The 20,595-nt window shown below is 61.5% G+C and carries 19 protein-coding genes; 12 read left to right on the forward strand and 7 right to left on the reverse strand.

What is annotated here, in order from left to right:
- Window positions 1-331: 331 nt before the first annotated feature.
- From C8K66_RS18390 to C8K66_RS18400, 3 genes are read right to left on the reverse strand one after another with little or no spacing between them, the layout of a single operon-like run.
- Window positions 332-1,255 (reverse strand): LysR substrate-binding domain-containing protein, encoded by a 924-nt coding sequence (locus tag C8K66_RS18390; protein ID WP_108525576.1) that lies wholly within the window; start codon window positions 1,253-1,255, stop codon window positions 332-334.
- Entirely contained in the window at window positions 1,255-2,103 is an 849-nt protein-coding gene (locus C8K66_RS18395) for an EamA family transporter (RefSeq protein WP_017847904.1), read from the reverse strand. Before C8K66_RS18395 ends, C8K66_RS18390 begins: the two co-directional genes overlap by 1 nt.
- A 55-nt stretch (window positions 2,104-2,158) precedes the next feature.
- Complete coding sequence (locus C8K66_RS18400; protein ID WP_108525578.1) at window positions 2,159-3,106, reverse strand: TauD/TfdA family dioxygenase; 948 nt, start codon at window positions 3,104-3,106, stop codon at window positions 2,159-2,161.
- A 467-nt stretch (window positions 3,107-3,573) separates the two neighbouring features.
- Here C8K66_RS18400 and C8K66_RS18405 point away from each other — a divergent pair, with 467 nt between their 5' ends.
- From C8K66_RS18405 to C8K66_RS18440, 8 genes are all read left to right on the forward strand, one after another.
- Window positions 3,574-3,882 carry a DUF6124 family protein gene (locus C8K66_RS18405; RefSeq protein WP_079443517.1) on the forward strand — a complete coding sequence of 103 codons (309 nt, stop codon included), beginning with the start codon at window positions 3,574-3,576 and terminating at the stop codon, window positions 3,880-3,882.
- Between the two features lie 836 nt (window positions 3,883-4,718).
- Complete coding sequence (locus C8K66_RS18410) at window positions 4,719-5,735, forward strand: iron ABC transporter substrate-binding protein (RefSeq protein WP_108525580.1); 1,017 nt, start codon at window positions 4,719-4,721, stop codon at window positions 5,733-5,735.
- Between the two features lie 18 nt (window positions 5,736-5,753).
- On the forward strand, window positions 5,754-7,328 hold the full coding sequence (locus C8K66_RS18415) for an iron ABC transporter permease (protein ID WP_082643911.1): 1,575 nt from the start codon (window positions 5,754-5,756) through the stop codon (window positions 7,326-7,328).
- The gene (locus C8K66_RS18420; RefSeq protein ID WP_108525582.1) at window positions 7,325-8,392 is read left to right on the forward strand and encodes an ABC transporter ATP-binding protein; all 1,068 of its coding nucleotides are present in this window, start codon (window positions 7,325-7,327) and stop codon (window positions 8,390-8,392) included. Before C8K66_RS18415 ends, C8K66_RS18420 begins: the two co-directional genes overlap by 4 nt.
- 57 nt (window positions 8,393-8,449) lie before the next feature.
- A complete protein-coding gene (locus tag C8K66_RS18425) occupies window positions 8,450-9,214 on the forward strand; it encodes a hypothetical protein (RefSeq protein ID WP_057005916.1) in 765 nt (254 codons plus the stop codon).
- A 23-nt stretch (window positions 9,215-9,237) separates the two neighbouring features.
- Window positions 9,238-9,660, forward strand: coding sequence for a hypothetical protein (locus C8K66_RS18430; RefSeq protein ID WP_057005917.1), 423 nt, complete (start codon window positions 9,238-9,240; stop codon window positions 9,658-9,660).
- Window positions 9,661-9,739: 79 nt separating this feature from the next.
- Complete coding sequence (locus C8K66_RS18435) at window positions 9,740-10,405, forward strand: response regulator transcription factor (protein ID WP_057005918.1); 666 nt, start codon at window positions 9,740-9,742, stop codon at window positions 10,403-10,405.
- Window positions 10,381-11,724, forward strand: coding sequence for an ATP-binding protein (locus tag C8K66_RS18440; RefSeq protein WP_057005919.1), 1,344 nt, complete (start codon window positions 10,381-10,383; stop codon window positions 11,722-11,724). The genes C8K66_RS18435 and C8K66_RS18440 overlap by 25 nt, the downstream gene beginning before the upstream one ends.
- A gap of 51 nt (window positions 11,725-11,775) precedes the next feature.
- Here the strand turns inward: C8K66_RS18440 and C8K66_RS18445 are convergent, their stop codons facing one another.
- A complete protein-coding gene (locus C8K66_RS18445) occupies window positions 11,776-13,275 on the reverse strand; it encodes a CoA-acylating methylmalonate-semialdehyde dehydrogenase (protein ID WP_046383933.1) in 1,500 nt (499 codons plus the stop codon).
- Window positions 13,276-13,384: 109 nt separating this feature from the next.
- Between C8K66_RS18445 and C8K66_RS18450 the strand changes: the two genes are divergently transcribed.
- Window positions 13,385-14,323, forward strand: a complete 939-nt coding sequence (locus C8K66_RS18450; RefSeq protein ID WP_079443515.1) for a LysR family transcriptional regulator — start codon at window positions 13,385-13,387, stop codon at window positions 14,321-14,323.
- 5 nt (window positions 14,324-14,328) lie between these two features.
- On the opposite strand, the gene C8K66_RS18455 is transcribed toward C8K66_RS18450, so the two are convergent.
- Entirely contained in the window at window positions 14,329-15,840 is a 1,512-nt protein-coding gene (locus C8K66_RS18455; protein WP_079443514.1) for a serine protease, read from the reverse strand.
- A gap of 174 nt (window positions 15,841-16,014) precedes the next feature.
- Between C8K66_RS18455 and C8K66_RS18460 the strand changes: the two genes are divergently transcribed.
- Genes C8K66_RS18460 through C8K66_RS18470 form a run of 3 tightly spaced genes read left to right on the forward strand, consistent with a single transcriptional unit; the run spans window position 16,015 to window position 18,743 of the window.
- On the forward strand, window positions 16,015-16,962 hold the full coding sequence (locus C8K66_RS18460) for an ornithine cyclodeaminase family protein (RefSeq protein ID WP_108525584.1): 948 nt from the start codon (window positions 16,015-16,017) through the stop codon (window positions 16,960-16,962).
- 21 nt (window positions 16,963-16,983) lie between these two features.
- Window positions 16,984-18,117, forward strand: a complete 1,134-nt coding sequence (locus C8K66_RS18465) for an FAD-binding oxidoreductase (RefSeq protein WP_108525586.1) — start codon at window positions 16,984-16,986, stop codon at window positions 18,115-18,117.
- Complete coding sequence (locus tag C8K66_RS18470) at window positions 18,117-18,743, forward strand: transcriptional regulator (RefSeq protein ID WP_017847913.1); 627 nt, start codon at window positions 18,117-18,119, stop codon at window positions 18,741-18,743. The genes C8K66_RS18465 and C8K66_RS18470 overlap by 1 nt, the downstream gene beginning before the upstream one ends.
- Before the next feature lie 92 nt (window positions 18,744-18,835).
- Here the strand turns inward: C8K66_RS18470 and C8K66_RS18475 are convergent, their stop codons facing one another.
- Both C8K66_RS18475 and C8K66_RS18480 read right to left on the reverse strand, forming a co-directional pair.
- Window positions 18,836-19,612 carry an ABC transporter substrate-binding protein gene (locus tag C8K66_RS18475; RefSeq protein WP_108525588.1) on the reverse strand — a complete coding sequence of 259 codons (777 nt, stop codon included), beginning with the start codon at window positions 19,610-19,612 and terminating at the stop codon, window positions 18,836-18,838.
- A gap of 135 nt (window positions 19,613-19,747) precedes the next feature.
- A complete protein-coding gene (locus C8K66_RS18480) occupies window positions 19,748-20,434 on the reverse strand; it encodes a glycosyltransferase family 2 protein (protein WP_108525590.1) in 687 nt (228 codons plus the stop codon).
- Between the last annotated feature and the right edge of the window lie 161 nt (window positions 20,435-20,595).

Consider the following 20,595-nt stretch of genomic DNA (forward strand, 5'->3'; position numbering starts at 1 on the left):
CGCCTTGAAATATCGGTCGCCGAGAGAGTTTAGGCGTTTGGCAGCAGCATCAATTTAACGGGGAGTTGGTGTCCGGTCTGGTAGGGGCAAGTCCACGGTGCAAGCCGGCTGTCCAGCATCCAGAAACGTAAAGGATGTCCCCGGTCTCGTTTGTAAAGGATGTCTCCGTCTGTACACCCCGATGGCGGTGGGTCAGTCACTGCATGAGTGCCTGAACCACCGCCATCGGGAGCAAGTCGAACCGTCGCACCGCCCCTCCCACATTGACCGCATTCCATTGTTTGAGCGGCGGTGTGGGTGGATGCGAGTACGCGGGCAGGTCGCCGGTGAGTCATTTACCGGAACGCTGCACCTCCCCCATAAACTGATGCGCTTGGGCCTTGAGCCAATCAAGCAAACGGGTGATATCGGGCTCTGATTGTCGTCCGTTTCGACAAATGATGTAGTACGCAGCAGGCGACATCATTAAGGGGGCCTCCAACGCAACCAATTCACCGTCTTTCAATTGGTCATACACCAGTGCCGTCCTGCCCAGCGCAATCCCGCCGCCTTTCACTGCCAAACTGATGGCCAGGCTGGAATCTGGAAAGCGCGGCCCATGGTGATACGGCGGTGCCTCTAGCCCTTGAAATGCAAACCAGCTCTCCCACCCTGGGCATACCTGATCGTCGACGCGATGAATCAGCGGGTACCGCGCTATTTCCTCCAGCGCAATATCACCATTCACACGTTTGAATTCCGGCGAGCACACAGGGAACACCGCATCGCGCATCAGCAGTTCGGCATGATGATCCGGGTAGTCGCCATACCCCATCACCACCGCGACATCGAACGGGTGAGCACTTAAGCTGGCGCTGCTTATGTCCGCGCTGGTCAACACCAGATCAAGGTTGAATGCCGCTTCGGCGTGAGCACCATGCATTCTGGGAATCAGCCAGGTTGCACAAAGAGAGGAGGTGCATGAAAGGTAAAGTGGCTGGGATCTACTCGGGTTGAGCGAATGCAGCACCGTATCCAGTTCTTTGAAAAAACCATCGGTCACTGGCAACAAGGCCTGCCCCGCTGTCGTGAGTTTGACCCCCCGCGAATGCCGCTCGAACAACTGCACCCCCCACCATTCTTCCAGGCCCGCAATTTGATGGCTGATGGCACTGGCGGTGAGGTTCAACTCGAACGCAGCACGCGCAAAACTGCCCGTTTGCGCGGCGCTGACGAAGGCTTGAAGCATGGGAGTGGGTGGCGGGCGCTGGGCCATCAGGTGCTCACTTTGATCAGGATGATCCCACAGACAATGACGAATGCCGAAAGCATCCGTCGCCAGCCGAACTGCTCCCGGAAGAACAGCGCAGCAATGATGGCGCCGATAATAACACTGGTTTCCCGCAGGGCTGAGACCTTGGCCACTGCGTCCAGCGACAACGCAAACAGGACCAAACCGTAGGACGCCAAGTAAAAAACACCGCCCATTGCACCTACCCGCCAGTGGTCGCGCACAGCCTGGGTGAGTGCTGATCGCGTCTTGAAAAACGCCAGCATCGGAATCGGAATGCTCTGGAACAGCGTGAGGTAGATGATGTACTGCAGCACCGTCTCACTGGCTCTTACACCTTTGGCATCCACCACCGTGTAGGACGCGATGAACACCCCCGCACACACGGCCATCAGAATTGGTTTAAACATCTGCGCGGTCATCCTGCGCACAAACGTCAGGCTGATGATCCCCGCGCAAATCAGCAGCACTCCCGCCATCGACGGGAACGACAGCTGTTCATGCAAAAGGAAGTAGGAAAACACCGCAACCAACACCGGCGGCACGCCACGCATCACCGGGTAGACCTGGCCGAAGTCGCCTGTTTCATAAGCCTTGATTAGGAACAATCGATAGACCGTATTGAGCATCACAGAAATCAGCACATAGCCCCACACCTCCAGGCTCGGTACGTTGACCAACGGCAGCGCCGCCAGGCAGATCACTAATGCGGTGCCATCGACCATGGCCAAGGTCATGAAACGGCTGCTGCCGGCACGGACAACGGCATTCCAAGTGGCGTGCATGAAGGCGGAGATCAAGACCAGGGTGATGGCTATGTTGGCGTTGTCCATGAGGGCTCGGCTTTTGAGTGGGTATAAAGGTCGCGCGCCATGCGTGACATGGGCATCATTGCTTGCGTAACCACATCCGCAACATGTAGCGATTCAAGGCGTTTAAAGGCTCTGCATCATCAATTTCCGAGCGTGGAGAATGCATATCGATGAAATGCGTTCGGGTATGGAGAAACTTGTTATCCGCGGAAATAAGCACCTGACCAGGCTCAAGCAATACACGATGCTGAACAGATGATTGATCGAGAACTGTATCCAGAAAATCCAATGCTTGAACCTGCGCCAACGTCAACGGCATTTTCGCTTTAAGGTGAGCCGATTCAATGTAGACGCGAAAGTACCTTATCAAGGGAATACCTTCATTGGAAAAACTCAGGATGGGCGCTTTAAATAGGCACTCGTCCTCTGACATGCCTCTATTTTCAAAATAGAAATCGCATTTAAGCTCCTCGAGAACTTCCGGAAATGCCATCAGCTCCGCATATACCGCGCTTGCATCAATAAGAATGCTCTCGCCTCCCAGAAGCGCTTTCTGTCCACAAGCCAGAATCAAATAGTCGATAGGGAGAGGGTCGCTGACGCCATCGTTATGTACGTAGGCGCCCTGACGGGTCTGATGGTACCTCGCACCCTCTTCAATGCTTTTACCGCCTCGGTCGTAAACCTCAATAACCTTATGACCAAGATGATTTTGCACCATTGGCGTACCAAGCAAAGATCCAAATGCCCACACCAGTGATTTGAAACTTGCAAGGTTATCCGTCCTAAATCCATCAAGGATCAAGACATGACTTTCATGTTCAATAATGTTTCGTATATTGCGCAACGCCTCGCCAAGGGACTGCGAATAAAACGGATCAATGCAAGCGTGTTTTATATCGAATCGACCGGTTTTGGTTTCTGCACCCAACATCGCGCTGGCACTCAGCAACTCTTCAAATGCTGCGTTTGAGAGCCTGATCTTAGATACTGCTTGGCGAAAATTACTGACGTTTATGTTCATCGCAATCCTTTACGGAGGTTAGTTGGCGTCGATATTTAACTCGGCCCACTACACCCTGAAAAAGCGAAAAGTCGTCAGCGCTGCCATCAAGTTCCGTCATGGCAGATCTTTCCTACAGATAGAAACCATCACGTGTTCGTTAGTGGCATTTGGTCATGGTTTTTAAAGGGCCAGCAAGCCGGGTCGCTTTAAATTGCAGGACGTTTCCTAGACAATCTGCGCCGCCTTGTGCCTGTTGGAATCGATGGCTAGTCTGCGGTCCGTCACTGCCAAATCAGTGATCGGGTTTAGTCGCCCGGACTCCAAATTCGGCGCAATGGTCCATGCAGTTTATGGTGGCTGTGCGCAGGGCGCCTTTGGGTGCGCCGGAGTTTCCGATTTTGGCCGGTCGACTAACCTGCGTACAGCCGCCACCTTCGTTTAGTCGCGACCGGTTCGGCTCCTTACTCAAAATTCGGAGTTACACCATGAATAAAGTCCTACCCGACCCACCCATCGATCCCACCAAAGACCGCGCTGCCTTCAACCGCGCCATCGACCATTACCTGCCCACCCAAGGTTTCCACGCCGTCAACGAAGACCTGAGCTTCGAAGACGCCCTGCTCTACACCGCCAGTCTGCTGGACAGCGCTTCGGCGACGGCGCTGGATTGCGGGGAGCTGCTGGAGAAACCGGAGCGGGCGAAGATTCTGGCAGTGTGGCATTTGCTGGAAATCGCCAAAACCACGGTTGACCGCTCCATCGAATGCCTCAGGCCCACGAAGACCACTGCCTGACCACGGACAAAAAATGTGGGAGGGAGCTTGCTCCCGATAGCGGTGGTTCAGGCACTCATGCAGTGACTGCCACTGCGCCATCGGGGGCAAGCCTCCTCCCACATTGACCGTATTCCACCGATTGATCGGCGGGGTAAGTGGTATTTGGTCGTGTATCGACAGTTCCTGGCAGATGATCGTGAAGGGCAGCATGTTGGTGCTGGCGGTGTGGGTAGATGTGAGTACCCGGGCAGGTCGCCGATAAGCCCCATTCTCACCGACACCGCATAACCCCTGTGGGAGGGGGCTTGCCCCCGATGGCGGCGGGTCAGCCAAGTCGTTGTCGACTGACACTCCGCCATCGGAGGCAAGCCTCCTCCCACATTGACCGCATTTCATTGTTTGAGCGGCGGTGTGGGTAGATGTGAGTACCCGGGCAGGTCGGCAGTGAGCCCCATTCTCACCGACACCGCATAACCCCTGTGAGAGGGGGCTTGCCCCCGATGGCGGCGGGTCAGCCAAGTCGTTGTCGACTGACACTCCGCCATCGGAGGCAAGCCTCCTCCCACATTGAGCGCATTTCATTGTTTGAGCGGCGGTGTGGGTAGATGTGAGTATCCGGGCAGGTCGGCGGTGAGCCCCACTCTCATGAACACCGCCCAAGCCCCCCTCAGTTGATAGGCGTTACGTTAAAGGCCATCGACCCACGACATTTATCACGTTTATTTGACGTTTTTTTCTCATGCCCACCTCTACATTCGCCGCGCCCCAATATGCAAATGATTCCTATTGATCTAATCTAAATCGACCTCAAACAGATTTCCCGTGCAGCCATAAAAACCCGGAGCGCTCACCGCATGACCACCCGCCGTCCTTCGTTCGTCAAAAAAGCCCTGCTGGTCACCGCTCTGGTCAGCGTCGGGCATGTTTATGCCGCCAGCGGGCCGGTCGGCATCGTGGTCTACAACGCCCAGCACGAAAGCCTCACCAAGGCGTGGGTCGAAGGGTTCACCCAGGAAACCGGGATCCCGGTGACCATCCGCAACGGCGACGACACCGAGATGGGGAACCAGCTCGTGCAGGAAGGCGCCGCCTCTCCGGCGGACGTGTTCCTCACCGAGAACTCCCCGGCCATGGTGCTGGTGGACAACGCCGGCTTGTTCGCGCCAGTCGCGCCAAGCACCCTGGAACAGGTGGATGCCGCCTACCGTCCGGCCCACGGCAAATGGGTGGGTATCGCCGCGCGCTCCACGGTGTTTGTGTACAACCCGAGCACATTGAAAGAAGGCGATCTGCCCAAATCCCTGCTGGACCTGGCTTCACCAAGCTGGAAAGGCCGTTGGGCAGCCTCGCCGGCCGGTGCCGACTTCCAGGCCATCGTCGCCGCCGTGCTGGAGCTCAAGGGCGAGGCCGCGACCCTCGACTGGCTCAAGGCAATGAAAGCCAACGCGAGCATCTACCGTGGCAACAGCGCCGTGCTCAAAGCCGTCAACGCCGGCCAGGTCGACAGCGGCGTGATTTATCACTATTACAGCTTCGTCGACCAATCCAAGACCGGCGAAAACAGCAAAAACACTCAACTGCACTACTTCAAGCACCAGGATCCGGGCGCGTTTGTGAGCATTTCCGGTGGTGGTGTATTGGCTTCCAGCAAGCACAAGGAACAGGCCCAGGCCTTCCTGAAGTGGATCACCGGCAAAGACGGCCAGGCGGTCCTCAAGGACGGTAATTCGTTCGAATACGCGGTCGGCCAGAACGCCACATCCAACCCCAAGCTGACCCCACTGGCGCAATTGGACGCACCTAAGGTCGACGCGTCGAAGCTCAACAGCAAAAAGGCTGTCGAGCTGATGACCCAAGCCGGACTGCTCTGATTGCTGCCTGAATCGTCGATCCCCGGCATCGCCCACGCGCAGCCACGCAAACGCCCCCACGGACTGTTCAAAAGCCGTGGGGGCACGTGGATCACCAGTTTGTCGGTCCTGGTTTCGTTGTTGGCGTTGCTGCCGATTGCGTTTGTGATCGGCGTGTCCTGGCAAATCGGCTGGGCACAGATCGAAGCGTTGGTGTGGCGCCCACGCGTCGGTGAACTGCTGGTCAACACCGTGTTGCTGGTCCTGTTCACCCTGCCGTTGTGCGTGGCGCTGGGCATTGCACTGGCGTGGTTGACCGAGCGCAGCAATCTGCCGGGGCGCCGCGCCTGGTCGTTGTTGGCGGTCGCGCCGCTGGCGGTGCCGGCGTTTGTACACAGTTACGCGTGGGTCAGCCTGGTGCCGTCGATCCACGGCTTACCGGCCGGTGTGCTGGTGTCAGTGATTGCCTATTTCCCCTTTCTGTACCTGCCGGTGGCGGCGACCCTGCGCCGGCTTGATCCTGCGATTGAAGACGTGGCCGAATCCCTGGGCCTCAAGCCCTGGGCGGTGTTCTGGCGGGTGGTGTTGCCCCAGTTGCGCCTGGCGATCTGCGGCGGCGCGCTGCTGGTCGGCCTGCATCTGCTGGCCGAATACGGCCTGTACGCGATGATCCGCTTCGACACCTTCACCACGGCGATTTTCGATCAGTTCAAATCCACCTTTAATGGCCCGGCGGCGAATATGCTGGCGGCCGTGTTAGCCCTGTGTTGCCTGGCGATGCTCACCGCTGAGGCCTCGGCACGTGGCCATGCACGCTATGCGCGGGTCGGTTCCGGCAGCGCCCGTGAGCAGCGCATCGTCAGGCTGAGCCCCCTCCTCACCGTGCTCGCCCTCGGTTTGCAAGCCGTGACCTGTGTGTTGGCCCTGGGCGTGCCGCTGTTCACCCTGGGCAAATGGTTGATCGCCGGGGGCCGCGAGGTCTGGCAATTCAGCGAGTTGCTGCCGGCGCTGGAACAAACCGTACTGTTGGGTATTGCCGGCGCCGTGCTGACCACCTGCGCGGCGGTGCCGATCGCCTGGCTGTCGATTCGCGCACCGGGCCGCTTGCAGCGCATCCTGGAAAGCTGCAACTACATCACCAGTTCGTTACCCGGCATTGTCGTGGCACTGGCGCTGGTCACGGTGACCATCCACTTTGCCCGGCCGATCTACCAGACCACGATCACCGTGCTGCTCGCCTACCTGCTGATGTTCCTGCCACGGGCGCTGGTCAGCCTGCGGGCGGGTATCGCCCAGGCCCCGGTGGAGCTGGAAAACATGGCGCGCAGCCTGGGCCGCTCGCCGGGCCGGGCACTGTGGCTGATCACAATGCGCCTGGCGGCGCCAGCTGCCGCAGCGGGCGCGGCGCTGGTGTTCCTCGCGATCACCAACGAACTGACCGCCACCCTGTTGCTGGCGCCGAACGGTACGCGCACCCTGGCCACCGGGTTCTGGGCGATGACCAGCGAAATCGACTACGCCGCAGCGGCGCCCTACGCGTTGATCATGATTCTGCTCTCACTGCCGTTGACCGGCCTCCTCTACCACCAATCCAAACGCACGGCCGGCCGATGAACGCCCTCGAACTCACCGCACTCTGCAAAACCTTCGGCACCCAACAGGCCTTGGCCGACGTCAGCCTGGCGGTGCCCAACGGCAGCCGCATGGTGATCGTCGGGCCTTCCGGCTCCGGCAAGACCACCTTGCTGCGGATGATTGCTGGCTTCGAGTTTCCCGACAGCGGCAGCCTGACCCTGAACGGCCAGGTGCTGGTTGACGCCACCCACGCCGTACCAGCGCACCAACGCCAGATCGGCTATGTGCCGCAGGACGGCGCGCTGTTCCCGCACATGACCGTGGCCGACAACATCGGTTTCGGGCTGGCGGCCAAACATACCTCGCGACACGCACGCATCGCCGAACTGATGGACAGCGTGGCCCTCGACGCCAACATGGCCCGGCGTTGGCCCCACGAGCTGTCGGGCGGCCAGCAGCAACGGGTGGCGCTGGCGCGGGCGTTGGCTCAACAGCCCCGGTTGATGCTGCTGGATGAGCCGTTTTCCGCGCTGGACACCGGCCTGCGCTCGGCCATGCGCAAGATGGTCGCGCGGTTGTTGAGCGACGCGGGCATCACCACGATCCTGGTCACCCATGATCAAAGCGAGGCGCTGTCGTTCGCCGACCAGTTGGCGGTGATGCGCCAGGGGCGCCTGGTGCAGTCGGGCCGTCCAATGGACTTGTACCAGTACCCCACCGATGAGCAGACCGCGTTGTTTCTCGGTGAAGCCGTGGTCATGCCCGCCAGGATCGAAGCCGGTTGGGCCCACTGCGCACTGGGTCGCGTGCCGGTCGACAGCCAGGCCAACCAAGGTACGACACGGATCATGCTGCGTCCGGAGCAACTGCTGCTGAGTAGCACCGAGGGTTCCGGCTGCCGCGGCGTGGTCACCGAACGCGAATTCGGCGGCAATACCTGCACCCTGACGGTGGCGTTGCAAGCGGATGAGGACGTGCCCGGCCAAGCCATCCCGGTGCGCAGCTCGGGCCTGCAAGCGCCAAACGTGGGGAGCGTGGTACACCTCACCACGGTGGGCCTGGCCCATGTGCTGAAAAAAACCGCGGCCCTCAGTCTCAGCTAAGTGTCGGGGCCTACCTTCTCTCCTGCGCCCACCGCGCAGTCGAGAAGAGGTAACCCGATGAATGCCACAGCAGCCCGTTGGCTGAACAAAGTACCCGAGGTGACGCTGTCATTCTGGGTGATCAAAATCCTGTCCACCACCGTGGGCGAAACCGGCGCGGATTACCTCGCCGTCGATGCCGGCTTCGGCGCTGGCTGGACCAGCTTCGGCATGGCCGTGCTGCTGGGGTGCGCGTTGTTCTGGCAGCTGCGCACCAAGGCCTACACCCCGTGGATCTACTGGTTGACCGTGGTGCTGGTGAGCATCGTGGGCACGCAGATCACCGACATCCTCACCGACAAACTCGACGTGAGCCTGTACACCAGCACGGCGATTTTCTCGGTGCTGCTGGGTCTCAACTTCATAGCCTGGTTCCGTACCGAACGCAGCCTGTCGATCCGCGCCATCGTCACCCCGCGCCGTGAATGGTTCTACTGGACCACGGTGCTCTGCACCTTTGCCCTCGGCACCGCCGCCGGCGACCTGGCCACCGAAGCGCTGGGCCTGGGCTTTACCCTCGGAGCCGTGATCTTCGCCGGCCTGATCGCCGCCGCCCTGCTGGCCTGGCGCCTGGGCGTCAACAGCGTGCTGACCTTCTGGATCGCCTACATCCTCACCCGGCCGTTCGGCGCCTCCCTCGGCGACCTGCTGACCCAAGCCAAGACCTATGGTGGCCTGGGCATGGGCGCCAGTTGGACCAGCGCACTGTTCCTCTGCGTCATTGTCCTGCTGGTCGCCGTGGCGCAATTAAGCGTCGGCAACCGCAAAACCATCGCCCAATAAAGACTCAACTCAAGGAACCCCTCATGCGCCCCGTGCAAAACCTGATCCGCCGCGTCGCCATCGTTTCAGCGATCTTCATGCTGAGCATCGCCACCGGCTGCTCCAAACCCGCCGATAAGCCCAAGGACAGCACCGGCCCAGCGACCAGCCAACACCAGGCATCGAAACTGGGCGATCTGTCCGAATTCCAAAACATCGCGGTGGACGTATCGGCCCTCGTCGCCAAGAACGACCTGCCTGCCGCCAAAGCCCGGATCAAAGACCTGGAAACCAGCTGGGACGCAGCCGAAGCCGGGATCAAGCCCCGCGCCGCCAGTGACTGGCATGTGCTGGATAAAGCCATCGACCGCGCGCTGGATGCCTTGCGCGCAGGCAGCCCGAACCAGGCCGACTGCAAAGCCTCGATGGACGACATGCTCAAGGCCTTTGACTCGATGAAAGGCTAAGACCAGACAAACATCGGCCCAGGTGCTTCAATACACACGCGACGACACTCTCGTCGCGTCGGTTTTTTAGGGAAGCGACATGCGGATACTGCTGGTCGAAGACGACCCCATGATTGGCGATGCGATCCAGCGTGCGCTCAGCGACGCAAGCTACGCCGCCGACTGGGTCAAGAACGGCCTCACGGCCCTGGCTGCCCTCGACACCCACTCCTACGACCTGGTGCTGTTGGACCTCGGCCTGCCCGGCAAGGACGGCCTGCAAGTGCTGGACATCATCCGCGCCGGCAACAACCCGGTGCCGCTGCTGATCATCACCGCCCGTGACAGCCTCGATGACCGCCTGCGCGGCCTCGATGGCGGTGCCGACGACTACGTACTCAAGCCTTTCGACATGCCCGAACTGCTCGCCCGCATGCGCGCCGTGCTGCGCCGCAAAGGCGGCAGCGCCTCGTCGTTGCTCGGCAACGGCGTGGTATCGCTGGACCTGCTCTCCAAAGAAGCCAGCACCGAAGCGCTGCATGGCGTGGCCCTTTCCAGCCGTGAATTTGCGCTGTTGCAGGCGTTGCTGATCCGACCGGGAGCCATCCTGTCGCGCAGCGAATTGGAAGACCGTCTGTACGGCTGGGGCAATGAGGTCGAAAGCAACGCCATCGAGTTCTTGATTCACGCCTTGCGGCGCAAGTTGGGAAGTCACGTGATCAAGAACGTCAGGGGCATGGGATGGATGGTTTCAAAAAACGTTTGAGTGAGTCGGTGCAACTGCGCCTGTCGGTGACGCTGTCCCTGGCGATTCTGTTGGTGGCGCTGCTGGCCAGTGTATTTGCCTTCGTCTCGGCGTTCGAGGAAGCCCACGAACAACAGGACGCCACCTTGCGCCAGGTGGCCATGCTGTTCGACCGCCAGCAGATGACGCTGCACTACCCCCAGGGCCAGGCCATTGACGACGATGAAGAATCGCGGGTGATCATCCAGCACCTGGGTGATGGCCGCCACGCCACGGGCAACAACGACGAGGCGTTGCCACTGCCATTTCCCACCACGCTCGCCGATGGCCTCGCCACGGTTGAAGTGGCCGGCGAAGCCTTTCGTGTGCTGGTGCACACCACCTCCCACGGCGAGCGCATTGCCGTGGCCCAGGAACAGGACGTCCGCGACAAGGACGCCCGCGAAAGCGCCTGGCGCAGCCTGTTGCCGTTCCTGATCCTGTTCCCCGTGCTGTTACTGGTGGTGGGCGACTTGGTGCGCAAACTGTTTCGTCCCATCGGCATGCTGGCCGCCGAAATCGACCAGCGCGCCGAACAAGAACTGCACCCGATTGATGAGCAGCACCTGCCGACGGAAGTGCGTCCGTTCGTGGTCGCCATCAATCGACTGTTGGCCCGCGTTGGCCAGTCCATGGACAGCCAGCGCCGCTTTGTAGCCGATGCCGCCCATGAGCTGCGCTCGCCGATGACCGCCTTGTCCCTGCAAGCGGAACGCCTTGCGGACACTGACTTGTCACCCGCCAGCCGCGAGCGTTTTTTGCCGTTATCCCGGGGCATCGAGCGCGGCCGCAAACTCATCGACCAACTGTTGGCGCTGGCGGCGGCACAGTCGCCGTCAGTGCGGGTACAGGGCCCTCTCTCGGTGCATGGCATCTATCGACAGGTACTCGAAGACTTATTGCCCCTGGCCGAGCGCAAGCAGATCGATATCGGTGTCGACAGCACCGAGGACGTACAGGTGGTGTTCAACGCGCTGGACCTGTTCACCCTGGTCAAGAACCTGGTGGACAACGCGATTCGCTACACCCCGCAGGGCGGGCGGATCGATCTGTCAGTGGGGTGGGTAGAAGGCGCCGTACTGCTGCAAGTCAAAGACACCGGCCCCGGCATTGCCGTGAAGGAACAGGCACGGGTGTTCGACGCGTTTTATCGCAGCCTGGGTTCGGAAGAAGCCGGTTCCGGATTGGGGTTGTCGATCGTCAAGGCGATCAGCGAGCGCACCGGTTGCCGTGTGCAGTTGGCATTCAGCGATACGCTGGCGCAACGGGGGTTGTGCGTCAGCGTCTGGATCGCTCAATGAGTTGTCCATTGCCCCGACAACCACTCGGGCGAATGGTTGTCGGGGCAGTGCTTACTTCGACACCGGCATCGCAAACTCCGCACCTTGCTCAATGCTCTCCGACCAACGCTGCATGATCGACTTCTGCTTGGTGTAGAAGCGCACGCCCTCGGTGCCGTAGGCATGCATATCGCCGAACAGGCTCTTCTTCCAGCCGCCAAAGCCGTGCCAGGCCATCGGCACCGGGATCGGTACGTTGATGCCGACCATGCCCACTTCGATACGCCGTGCGAATTCGCGGGCGATGTTGCCGTCGCGGGTGAAGCAGCTGACGCCGTTGCCGAATTCGTGGTCGTTGACCAGTTTCACCGCTTCGGCAAAATCATTCACGCGCACGCAGGCCAGCACTGGGCCGAAGATTTCTTCGCGGTAGATGCTCATCTCTTGAGTCACATGGTCGAACAAGGTCGCGCCGAGCCAGAAGCCGTTTTCCAGGCCGGGTTCGGTCGGCACGTAATCGCGGCCGTCGAGCAGCAGTTGCGCGCCGGCCTGGACGCCTTGTTCGATATAGCCGCTGATGCGCTCCAGTGCGGCGCGCGAGACGATCGGGCCCATTTCGGCCTTGAGGTCGCGGCCGTCGGTGATGCGCAGTTGCTTGGCCCGCTCGGTCAGGGCGGCGATGACTTTGTCACCCACATCGCCCACCAGCACCGCCACGGAGATGGCCATGCAGCGCTCGCCGGCACTGCCATAAGCGGCGCCCATCAGCGCGTCGACGGTGCGTTCGATGTCGGCGTCGGGCATCACCACCATGTGGTTTTTCGCGCCGCCCAGGCCCTGCACGCGCTTGCCGTGGCGCGCACCGGTTTCGTAGATGTATTGGGCGATCGGCGTGGAGCCGACAAAGCTCACGGCCTTGACGTCCGGGTGTTCGATCAGCGCGTCCACCGCTTCCTTGTCGCCCTGCACCACGTTGAACACGCCGCTGGGCAAACCGGCTTCACGCAAAAGCTCAGCCATGAACAGCGCGGCGCTCGGGTCGGTCGGGCTGGGCTTGAGGATGAAGGTGTTGCCCGCCGCGATGGCGATCGGGTACATCCACATCGGCACCATCACCGGGAAGTTGAACGGCGTGACGCCAGCGACCACGCCCAGGGGCTGGCGCATTGTCCAGTTATCCATGCCACGCGAGACCTGATCGGAGTGTTCGCCCTTGAGCAGGTTGGGAATGCCGCAGGCGAATTCGAGGATGTCGATGCCACGGTCGACTTCGCCCTGGGCATCGGTAAACACCTTGCCGTGTTCGGCGACGATGATGCGCGCCAGGTCGTCCTTGCGTGCGCGCAGCAGGTGCAGGTATTCGAACAATACGCGGGCGCGGCGGATCGGCGGGGTATCGGCCCAACTGGCGAAGGCGGCTTGGGCAGCGGCGACGGCTTCGCCGACGGTCTGGCGGCTGGCCAGGGCGACGCGCCCGGTCACGGCGCCGGTGGCCGGATTGTAGACGTCCTGATAGCGATCATCGCGGCTCACGCGCTGGTCGTTGATGTAGTGCTCGATGGTGCTGGTCATGGCAGTAGGTCCCAGGTGGGTAGCGTTGGGACACACGATAGGCTTTCGATTTGTTCCGAACCAGAGCAGAATCCAGAACTGATTGTCCTTATAGGCGAACAATAACCCCATGGAAAAGTCTGAGATCGAAGGGCTGTGGACCCACATTCACTGGCTCTCGGTGCTGGAAGAACACGGCACCTACACCGCCGCCGCGGCGCGCCTGGGGGTGAGCAAGTCGGCGGTCAGCCAGCGCATCAGCGACCTGGAAAAAGCCACCGGCACGCGCCTGGTCACCCGCACCACCCGTAGCGTGCGCCTGACCGACGCCGGGCAGTCACTGACGCGGGACGTGCGCAGCGCCTACGAACAGATCGCCCGCAGTTTTTCTTCGGTGCGCGACGCCGCCGGGGAAATCCGCGGCCTGGTGCGCTTGACCGCGCCGGTCGCGTTCGCCCGGCAGCAACTGGTGCCGCACCTGTCGGCCTTCCTGCAACTGTACCCGCAGGTGCGGGTCCAGCTGGAGGTGTCGGATGCCTTGAGTTCACTGGCCGCCGAAGGCTACGACCTGGCGGTGCGCCACGGTTTTCAGGTGCCGGAAACCCACGTCGCATGGAAGCTGTGCGACACCACCTCGGTGCTGGTCGCCACCCGCGACTACCTGCAACGCCACGGCGAACCGCGCAGCCCCGGCGAGCTCAGCGCGCATAACTGCCTCTACTACCCGCGCGGCACCGAGCAGCCCGCCTGGACCTTCGAGCGCGGCGGCAAAACCCTCGAACGGGTCACCGTGCCGATCGCCGGGAGCTTCTCGACCAACAACAGCGAAGCCTTGCGCGACTCGGCACTCAATCACCTGGGCATCGCCCTGCTCCCGGATTTCAGCGCCCATGCGGCGCTGGCCGGCGGCACACTGGTGCAGGTGCTCAAGGGCTGGACGCTCAAGGGCGCGTTTGCCGATGAGATTTACTTGATACGGCCCTACTCGCCCCATGTACCCAAGTCCGTAAGTGCATTGGTGGGTTATCTGAAGGAAAAACTCTCCGGAGGCTTTCGTGTCACAGGTTGACCGCCTCATCGCTGAGACGCTGCCGGTTGGCGCGTTTGGGTGGGCGGCAGGTAGGCGGATCGCTCGATCACATCCGTGCGTACCGCCGAAGGTTGCCCCGCCGGGTTACGCGCAAAGCTGCACAGGGTGACGGGCAGTTGCGAGAGCGGGTAACTCGTTCCGCCCGTGGCGAGGATGTAGCGGACGTCGTCATTGTCACGGCAGGCAGCTTCCGCCGAGGTGTCCACATAGAAGTAATGGTGGCTGAAGGCGGTTTGCGGGTCGTCCCAGTTGACGCTGTAGTTCAGGCCGATGCGCGGGACCGGCGCCGGGTCGGTCAAGAACACCGAGTGGGTGAACGCATTGTGCAGCAAGGCCGGTGTCAACGGCTCGTCGGGGGTTTGAACGCCGATGATGCACAGCACATACGCCCCCAGCGCCGGGCCGATGGCCTGATTGATGTAGCCCTGGGTTGATGCAATGGCACGTTGATAGCCATTGGGCAGCCTGCATTCATTGACGTTGCGCACAGCCTTGAAGCGATAGAACGGGTCCTGGATCGAGAACCTGATGTTCCAGGTGGGCTGCACACTCTGCCCGAATTCGCCCAGTTGCATATGCACATAGGGGTTGAGCTTCCAGGGTTCCTCAAGGTGGATATCGACGGCTTTGAGCTGGCAAGCAGGCGTATCGTTCGAGAATTGGCCCTCGACAAAACAACGGTGCAGGTCGTTGGCGGGATAGCTGTAGTTGAACTTGGCCGCTTCACACGCCGAGACGTTCTGGCAGTTGTTGAGGATGTCTTTTTTAATGACCGCCGCGACTTTGCTGACAATGCCGGTGACTTCATTGGTATGCCGGTCCAGCATCGGGCTGCCGGAACTGCCGTACTGCAGGTCATTGCAGCGGTTTTTCAGGGCGCCGGGAAACACCCCGGGATGCTCGACAAAGCTGTTGGTCGCGGTTTCCTTGCAGGCACTCATACGCAAGCCCTTCTGGCGAAACCCGCTCGGCGAACCGACATTCACGACCTCACGTTCCCCGGTACTTTGATGGGTGGCGAGCTTGAGCGGCATGATGCCGTCGGTGATCAGCCCGGCAAGTGAGGTATCCAGTTCGAGCACTGCCAGATCAGTGCCGACCATGCTGGTCCAGTGCGCCGTTTTAATGCGAAACGTGCGCTGTTGCGCCGGCGTGTCGTGGAAATAATTGAACGTGATGCTCGCCTCGATGGCTTGGTTGACATGGGCCGTGCCGAAGCTGAAGTACACGCAATGCCCACTGGTCAAGACATACGCCGGGCCGACGGCCTTGCTCTGGCGGTTGCGGGTGTCCAGCAGCACCGCGTTGCAGGTTTGGCCGATCGCATTTTTCAACAAACCGATACCGGACCACAGCGCGTAACGCTGGTCGTGGTTCTGCAGCGCCAGGGAGGCGCTGTCATCGTTCAGTCCCTCGGCCAGGTCTCTGGCGTGGGTGTGGCCGGTAAGGCAAGGCAACAGCAGTAACACGAGGGGGAAGATGCAGCGGGTCAGCATGGTCGAACGTCCGGGTGGCAACAGGGGTGGTGCCGAAACGTACTTGAGGCGTGGCGAACAGGTGACCTACATAGATGTGGGGGCTGCCGGCTTGAGCGCATTTTTTTCGCCGGGATATTGCTCGCAACGACTAAAAGTCCATAATGGACAAATTAGTTTACAGCGGAGTTCCCCATGTCCAGCACGCCCCATGTCATCCAGCAGGCCCAAGCGCGCGAGTTACTCGCTCAGATCGACGTGCCCCAGATCCTGCACAAGCTGTTCCGCGACCTCGCCGCCGGGCTGGCGGTGCAACCGGCGCAACAGTTAGTGGCGTTTCCGAAGGGCGCCGGCGACTTCATCAACTACCTGGGCGTGCTGGCCGAGGACGGCGTGTACGGGGTCAAGACTTCGCCGTACATCGTAGGGGAGCAAGGGCCATTGGTGACGGCCTGGACGCTGTTGATGTCGATGCACAGCGGCCAACCGTTGCTGCTGTGCGATGCCCATGAACTGACCACCGCACGCACCGCCGCCACCACGGCCCTCGCGGTGGACGCCCTGGCGCCATTGGCCGCCCGGCGCCTGGCGATCATCGGCAGCGGCAAGGTCGCCCAGGCGCACTTGCGCTACGTGCAAAACCTGCGGGACTGGCAGCACATCAGCCTGTTTTCACCGAGCCTGGCCAGCGCCAGCCCCGCCACCCTCGCGCAGCTCACCGGCCTCGACCCACGCCTGAGCATCGCCGACAGCTGCGCGGCGGCCGTGGCGGATGCCGACGTGATCATGCTGTGTACCTCGTCGGCCGGTCCGGTGCTCGACCCGGCGCACCTGAGCAAACCGGCGCTGATCACTTCGATCAGCACCAATGCGCCCCGCGCCCATGAAGTGCCGCCCCACAGCCTTAACGCGATGCAGGTATTCTGCGACTATCGCCAGACCACTCCGGACGCGGCCGGCGAAATGCTGATCGCCAGCGAACAGCACGGCTGGGACAAACGCGCGGTGATGGGCGACCTGCCCGAGCTACTCAGTGACATGGCGCAGCGCCCGGACTACCAGCGCCCGGTGTTTTTCCGGTCCATCGGGCTGGGTCTGGAAGACATCGCGCTGGCTAACGCGCTGTACCAGCTGCAGCGCTAACCCCACCTTCAGGAGATGTTCATGAGCCACGCAGACTTCATCATCATCGGCGGCGGGATTGCCGGCGCGTCCACGGGTTTCTGGCTGTCGCCCCACGGCAAGGTACTGGTGCTGGAGCGTGAGGCCCACCCCGGCTATCACTCGACCGGGCGTTCGGCCGCGCTCTACAGCGCCGCCTACGGCACCCCGCAAGTGCGCGCACTGACCCTGGCCAGCCGGGCGTTTTTCGACAACCCGCCCGCCGGTTTCTGCGAACACCCGCTGCTCACGCCCCGGGGCGAGATGACGGTGGACTTCAGCGGCGACCCGGCCGAACTGGACAAGCAATACCTCAGCGCCAAGGCCACCGTGTCGCAGGTCGAACGACTGAGTGCCGACGAAGCCTGTGCGCGCTTGCCGATCCTGCGGCGCGACAAAGTCCACGGGGCGATCTACGACCCGACCGCCAGCGACATCGACACCGACGCCCTGCACCAAGGCTACCTGCGCGGCATCCGCCGCAATCACGGCGAAGTGCGGACCGACAGCCACGTGCTGGGCCTGAACCGCACTGCCGACGGCCTGTGGCACGTACAAACCCAGCATGAAACCTGCACCGCGCCGATCATCATCAACGCCGCCGGCGCGTGGGCCGACCATATCGGCGGGCTGGCCGGCGCCGCGTCCGTCGGCCTGCAACCCAAGCGTCGTTCGGCGTTCATCTTCGCCGGCCCCGAAGGCGTGGACAGCCACGCCTGGCCGATGCTGGTGGCCCTCGACGAAGCGTTCTACATGAAACCCGATGCCGGCATGTTCCTCGGTTCGCCGGCCAACGCCGACCCGGTGGAACCCCAGGACATCCAGCCCGAAGAACTGGACATCGCCATGGGGATCCACCAGATCGAAGAAGCCACCACCCTGACCATCCGCCGCCCGACCCGCACCTGGGCCGGCCTGCGCAGTTTTGTCCACGACGGTGATTTGCTGTCCGGCTTCGATCCGCGGGTGGCCGGGCTGTTCTGGGTGGCGGCACAGGGCGGGTACGGCATCCAGACCTCGCCCGCGATGGGCCAGGCCAGCGCGGCCTTGGTGCGCGGCGCGGCGCTACCGGAGCCACTGACGCGGTTCGGCCTGGACGCTGGTATGCTCTCCCCCGAACGCCTGGAGCCGCATTGATGAACACCGCTGAACAAGACAAGGTCCTGCAGAACTTCCGTGCGATCGCCGATGCGATCGCCACGTTGTTCTTCCCCCACGCCGAAGTGGTGCTGCACGACCTGCGCACGCAAAAGGTCGACTACATCGCCAACAACCTGTCGAAACGGGCCATCGGTGACGATTCGGCGCTGGAAGACATGCTGAGCGACGACATCCGCGAAGTGAATATCGGCCCCTACGAAAAGCTCAACTGGGACGGCCAGAAAATCCGCAGCCTGAGCACCGTGCTGCGCGACCACAAGGGTCGCCCGCTGGCCGTGCTGTGCATCAACCTGAATATCTCGCTGTTCGAAAACGCCAAGGCGGCGCTGGACCTGTTTCTGTCACCCAGCAAGCTGATCCCGCAACCGGACTCACTGTTTCGCGATGACTGGCAGGAACGGATCAACACCTTCTTGCACGCCTGGCTGCGCGAACGCCAGTTGAGCCTGAACCTGCTGACCCGCGACCACAAGCGCGAGCTGGTGCTGGCGCTGCACGCCGAAGGCGCGTTCAAGGGCAAGAGCGCCTCGAACTACGTGGCCAATGTGTTGGGCATGGGGCGGGCAACGGTCTACAAGCACTTGAAGGAACTGAAGGGCTGAAGCCGGCAGCCGCGATCGAATGTGAGAGCGGGCTTGCCAGGGCTCGACAGCTCTCACACTGACCTACAGCGTTTTCAAGTGCGTATTCAGCATCAGTCGCCGTAGATATCGGACTTGAAGTACTGCGCGGAAATCTTCTGGTACTCGCCATTGGCACGGATGCCGTCGATGGCCGCATTCAACTCACTGACCAACGCGCTATTGCCCTTGCGCACCGCAATGCCGGCGCCCTCGCCCACGTATTTCGGGTCTTTGAGCTCCGGCCCGACAAACGCATAACCCTGGCCTCGCGGCATCGACAGGAAGTCACTCAGGGGGATGGTGTCGGCAAAGATCGCATCCAGGCGCCCCGCCGCCAGGTCCATGTAGATTTCTTCGTTATTGCTGTAGCGCTTGACGTTGATGCCCTTGGGTTCGAACACCTCGGTGGCATACCGATCGGTAGTCGTGGCCCGCTGCACCCCGACGGTCTTGCCTTTGAGGCTGGCGTACTGGTCGTCCACCACCGCGCCGTCCTTCATCACCAGGCGCGATGAGGTGAAGTAATACTTGTGGGTGAAATCCACCGACTTCTTGCGGTCTTCGTTGATGGTCATGGACGACAAGGCCATGTCGATTTTCTTCACTTTCAGCGAAGGAATCAGCCCATCGAACTCGCCTTCGACCCACACACACTTGACTTTCATCTGCGCGCACAAGGCGTTGCCGATGTCATAGTCGAACCCGACGATTGTGCCTTCCTGGGTCTTCGATGCGAACGGCGGGTAAGCCGCCTCGATGCCGATGCGCAGGGTTTTCTCGGCGGCCAGGGCGTGGCCGCAAGCGAACAGGCTCAGGGCCAGGGCGGTGATGAGGGAGCGTTTCTTCATGGTCGTGGTCTCGCAAGTTATTGTCGATTTGGCAAGATTGAAGAAAAAGTCAGGCAGGTTTTTTGTACTTATAAATCCATAATGGACTTTAGCGTATTTTCCGTCAATCGCTTCCAGGCAATCCACGCACGGGGCTCAGGTGCAGGGGGAATCGGCTTCGGCGTGAGCGGATGGCGGGATCAGCGAAGCCAGGTATTCGCCAAACCCGCCCTGGCACTTGTAGTCCCGACGCGCGCTGGTAATCACCGGAATGGTGGCCGTCCAGGCGATCCGCGCGCCGGTCCGTTCAAGGTCGGCCACCAGGCGGACGTCTTCATCGGCGGCCAGGTGCTGAAACCCACCGGCGGTGCGATAGGCCTCGGCACTCAACCCAAGGTTTGCCCCATGGATGTGGCGGTGGTTTTCGATGAATCGGTAGCGCTCCAGGTATTGCGCACGCACCCGCTCGCCGTGCTCGTTCCAGCTGTCGACCTCGACGGTGCCGCACACCGCGTCAGCGCCAAACCCGAGCTGGCGCACCAGCCAATCCTGGGGAACCCGCGTGTCTGCATCCGTGAAGGCAAGCCACTGCACGCCGCGCTTGAGCAACGTCTCGGCGCCGACGGCTCTGGCCTTGCCCACATTCTGAAAACGCACGTCGAGTGTCGCCGCACCGTGGGCCGCCGCCAACGTGTCGGTGCGGTCGGAACAGTCATCCAGAACCACGAGTATCTCAACCGGGCGGCCGTCAAGCGCGGGATGTTCACTGGCGAGCCGCACAGAAGCGAGGCACTCGCTGATCTGCCGCTCTTCATTATGGGCGGGTATCACGACTCCTATCATTGGCGTTGCCTCAGTTGGCGAAGTATGTCCAGCTATCGACATAGCGCTGAGGCAGAAGGTTTAAACAATCTTGTGCCGCCGCCTGACGACGCGCATCGTTGCCGCCGTGCCTCCCCAAAAAATTCGCACGAATGGCTTGCCTTCGCCTCATAGAGTGGTGA

The sequence above is a fragment of the Pseudomonas sp. GV105 genome (assembly GCF_003058185.1).
GTDB lineage: Bacteria > Pseudomonadota > Gammaproteobacteria > Pseudomonadales > Pseudomonadaceae > Aquipseudomonas > Aquipseudomonas veronii.

What these genes read in the sequence shown, in the direction of transcription:
- C8K66_RS18390 (WP_108525576.1), bottom strand. Translation starts at nt 1,255, where the DNA reads ATGGCCCAGCGCCCGCCACCCACTCCCATGCTTCAAGCCTTCGTCAGC.
- C8K66_RS18395 (WP_017847904.1), bottom strand. Translation starts at nt 2,103, where the DNA reads ATGGACAACGCCAACATAGCCATCACCCTGGTCTTGATCTCCGCCTTC.
- C8K66_RS18400 (WP_108525578.1), bottom strand. Translation starts at nt 3,106, where the DNA reads ATGAACATAAACGTCAGTAATTTTCGCCAAGCAGTATCTAAGATCAGG.
- C8K66_RS18405 (WP_079443517.1), top strand. Translation starts at nt 3,574, where the DNA reads ATGAATAAAGTCCTACCCGACCCACCCATCGATCCCACCAAAGACCGC.
- C8K66_RS18410 (WP_108525580.1), top strand. Translation starts at nt 4,719, where the DNA reads ATGACCACCCGCCGTCCTTCGTTCGTCAAAAAAGCCCTGCTGGTCACC.
- C8K66_RS18420 (WP_108525582.1), top strand. Translation starts at nt 7,325, where the DNA reads ATGAACGCCCTCGAACTCACCGCACTCTGCAAAACCTTCGGCACCCAA.
- C8K66_RS18425 (WP_057005916.1), top strand. Translation starts at nt 8,450, where the DNA reads ATGAATGCCACAGCAGCCCGTTGGCTGAACAAAGTACCCGAGGTGACG.
- C8K66_RS18430 (WP_057005917.1), top strand. Translation starts at nt 9,238, where the DNA reads ATGCGCCCCGTGCAAAACCTGATCCGCCGCGTCGCCATCGTTTCAGCG.
- C8K66_RS18435 (WP_057005918.1), top strand. Translation starts at nt 9,740, where the DNA reads ATGCGGATACTGCTGGTCGAAGACGACCCCATGATTGGCGATGCGATC.
- C8K66_RS18440 (WP_057005919.1), top strand. Translation starts at nt 10,381, where the DNA reads ATGGATGGTTTCAAAAAACGTTTGAGTGAGTCGGTGCAACTGCGCCTG.
- C8K66_RS18445 (WP_046383933.1), bottom strand. Translation starts at nt 13,275, where the DNA reads ATGACCAGCACCATCGAGCACTACATCAACGACCAGCGCGTGAGCCGC.
- C8K66_RS18450 (WP_079443515.1), top strand. Translation starts at nt 13,385, where the DNA reads ATGGAAAAGTCTGAGATCGAAGGGCTGTGGACCCACATTCACTGGCTC.
- C8K66_RS18455 (WP_079443514.1), bottom strand. Translation starts at nt 15,840, where the DNA reads ATGCTGACCCGCTGCATCTTCCCCCTCGTGTTACTGCTGTTGCCTTGC.
- C8K66_RS18460 (WP_108525584.1), top strand. Translation starts at nt 16,015, where the DNA reads ATGTCCAGCACGCCCCATGTCATCCAGCAGGCCCAAGCGCGCGAGTTA.
- C8K66_RS18465 (WP_108525586.1), top strand. Translation starts at nt 16,984, where the DNA reads ATGAGCCACGCAGACTTCATCATCATCGGCGGCGGGATTGCCGGCGCG.
- C8K66_RS18470 (WP_017847913.1), top strand. Translation starts at nt 18,117, where the DNA reads ATGAACACCGCTGAACAAGACAAGGTCCTGCAGAACTTCCGTGCGATC.
- C8K66_RS18475 (WP_108525588.1), bottom strand. Translation starts at nt 19,612, where the DNA reads ATGAAGAAACGCTCCCTCATCACCGCCCTGGCCCTGAGCCTGTTCGCT.
- C8K66_RS18480 (WP_108525590.1), bottom strand. Translation starts at nt 20,434, where the DNA reads ATGATAGGAGTCGTGATACCCGCCCATAATGAAGAGCGGCAGATCAGC.